The sequence below is a fragment of the Rhodomicrobium udaipurense JA643 genome, from assembly GCF_000636015.1.
GTDB lineage: Bacteria > Pseudomonadota > Alphaproteobacteria > Rhizobiales > Rhodomicrobiaceae > Rhodomicrobium > Rhodomicrobium udaipurense.
In genome coordinates this window covers 1-1,025 of sequence record NZ_JFZJ01000238.1, presented here as the reverse complement: position 1 = coordinate 1,025, position 1,025 = coordinate 1, and the positions used below count along the sequence as shown (strand labels likewise).

Here is a 1,025-nt window from a genome sequence, read left to right as displayed (position 1 = left end):
CGAGTTCACCGAGCGCTTCGACCATATGAACCTCGCCGAAACCGGCCTCGCCATCGCGCCGGAAGAGCTTGAGGCGGCTTGGAACGGCCTCGCGCCCGATCTCAAGGCTGCGCTTCAGACCGCCTATGAGCGCATTGAGAAGCATCACCGCCGCCAGATCCCCGCCGACGACCGCTACGCCGACGCAATCGGCGCGGAGCTGGGACACCGCTGGACGCCGCTGGACTCCGTCGGCCTCTACGTGCCGGGCGGCAAGGCGAGCTATCCGAGTTCGGTCCTGATGAATGCCGTGCCTGCGAAGGTGGCAGGCGTGCCGCGTCTCGTCATGGTGGTGCCGACGCCGAAGGGCGAGGTGAATCCCGCCGTGCTCGCCGCTGCCCATCTTGCGGGCATCCGCGAGGTATACCGCATCGGCGGTGCGCAGGCCGTGGCGGCCCTGGCCTACGGCACGGAGACAATCAAGCCCGTCGTCAAGATCGTCGGCCCCGGTAATGCCTGGGTGGCGGAAGCCAAGCGGCAGGTGTTCGGTGTCGTCGGCATCGACATGATCGCGGGGCCGTCCGAGGTTGTGGCCGTTGCGGACGCCAAGGCCGATCCGGTATGGCTCGCGGCCGACCTGCTCGCGCAGGCGGAGCATGACGAAGCCGCGCAATCGATCCTCATCACGGATTCGCCCGCCCTTGCCGAGGCGACCGCCAAGGCCGTCGACGCGCAGCTTGCCGTTATGCCGCGCGGCGTGATCGCGGCCAAAAGCTGGGCGGACCATGGCGCAGTGCTGCTCGTCTCCGACCTCGCGAAGGAAGCGCCAGCGCTCGTGAACGCGCTCGCGCCGGAGCATCTGGAGCTTGCCTGCGACGAGGCGGAAGCCATGCTGCCCGCGATTCGCAACGCGGGCGCGATCTTCATCGGCCATTTCACGCCGGAAGCGGTGGGCGACTACGTGGGCGGGTCGAACCATGTGCTGCCGACGTCGCGCGCGGCGCGATTCTCGTCGGGGCTCGGCGTGCTGGACTACATGAAGCGCA

1 protein-coding gene is annotated in these 1,025 nt (G+C 68.4%); it reads left to right on the top strand.

Features of this window, described 5'->3' with window-relative positions:
- A partial coding sequence (gene hisD / locus T281_RS17135; protein WP_037242561.1) for a histidinol dehydrogenase occupies positions 1-1,025 on the top strand: 1,025 nt, incomplete at both ends.